Raw genomic sequence first — 1,405 nt, 5'->3', positions numbered from 1 at the left:
AAAGAAAGGGCGCAGTAATAACCGTTGGACCAGCATCATGCTTGTATCCATCTACTTGAAATCGCTGTGCGCGCCCGCCTGGGTGGGATGTTTTGTCGACAATAGTAACGTCGCAGCCCAATGCTTTTGCTCGCAAGGCAGCGGCAATACCGCCAAAACCGGCCCCTACCACGACAACGTGTGGATTCATAGCAAATCTACCTTGTTGCGGAGCGCATTAATGAAATGCTGTAACGGCAATGCGCAATCTGACTGCGGTATGGAGCATTTCTGGTCGGCGCTGTCTAGCAAGTTTTGCATTTCATCGAGCACAGCCCTTCGAGCAGAAGCCAAAGAGGAGGGGGTAGCGTGATATTTTATGTTTACAGCATTGAGCTGATCCGTTTGACAATCTTGCTCAAAATCTACTACATCGTCATACAATTGATAAGCTAGCGCAAATTGTCCAGCCGCCGTCACTAGCGGCTGGAGCGCAGGCAATCGATTGACGTGCAGGCTGGGTAAGTAAACCGACAGTTGAATGAGTGGTGCCGCCTTATCAAACGCGATAACTCGATAATCGTCTGGGCGTACTTTACCTGCTCTACTTAAGTCAGCCGTTTGGCCTCGAATGGTTTGCTGAACCGCTTGAAAAGCTCGCGTTTGAAGCTGCAGCGAAAACGTTGAGCGAATCTCTGCTAGTAACAGGCTGGCACCCACGATCATACTATCACCGGCGCAAAGGGCTAAAGCTTTACCATACTTAACCCAAAGTGATGGCGTGTTCCGCCGAACTTTGTCTTGATCTTGAATATCATCATGAATCAGCGAGGCGTTATGTAATAGTTCGACAACCGCTGCGAATCGCATTGCGGTCTGCGAATCTATGTTGAGGGCAACCCCAGTTTGATAGCAAAGTGTTGCACGTTTGAGGCTGCCACTGCTCGCAAGATGATATTGCAACATGGCCCCGACCTGTTGACCACTGCTCGCGCAGGAATCGAGCATGATCCGCTTCAACGCTGGTTCAAGGGCAGAGCTTCGCAACGACGCTCTGTTCGGGACCTCAAAATTCACTGGCTGCATCGTATAAGCGGCGTGCTTTTTTTAGAATGCACACCCTATAAACATTTAAGCTTCAGATGTTTGCGTCGCAGCTGCCCAGATTACTACACCAAACGCAATTTTATTTACAAAATCGGCTAAGTTGTAAATTAAGTTCAGTGCTCCAGAGTCGACGCCTCCTGCCATGTAGCCTAAGACGTACCCGATCGGGTAAATAGACCACCCCACCGTGACAATCAATCTGAGTGCTGAGAATGCCTTCTGACTTGCCGCATTACCGCTACTGCTGTTTATCTTGCTCGCTTGTCCAAAGAAAATTTCATAGACAATATATAACCACCCGATCATACCCACAACAAAG

The 1,405-nt window shown here is 48.9% G+C and carries 3 protein-coding genes; all 3 read right to left on the bottom strand.

The window, feature by feature from the left end; genetic code table 11:
- On the bottom strand, positions 1-190 hold a 190-nt coding region (locus tag A3738_RS13430), incomplete at its 3' end, for an FAD-dependent oxidoreductase (protein ID WP_156504250.1).
- Positions 187-945 (bottom strand): polyprenyl synthetase family protein, encoded by a 759-nt coding sequence (locus tag A3738_RS13425; protein ID WP_068474486.1) that lies wholly within the window; start codon positions 943-945, stop codon positions 187-189. The genes A3738_RS13425 and A3738_RS13430, both read right to left, overlap by 4 nt.
- A gap of 165 nt (positions 946-1,110) precedes the next feature.
- Positions 1,111-1,405, bottom strand: a 295-nt coding sequence (locus tag A3738_RS13420) for a bacteriorhodopsin (protein WP_197473852.1), incomplete at its 5' end; no start/stop codon positions are given.

Source organism: Oleiphilus sp. HI0066 (assembly GCF_001635725.1).
Note: the sequence above shows the minus strand (reverse complement) of the source record. Positions and strands in the feature narration are given on the sequence as shown.

Coding starts and splice junctions, on each gene's coding strand:
- A3738_RS13425 (WP_068474486.1), bottom strand. CDS start 945: ATGTTGCAATATCATCTTGCGAGCAGTGGCAGCCTCAAACGTGCAACA.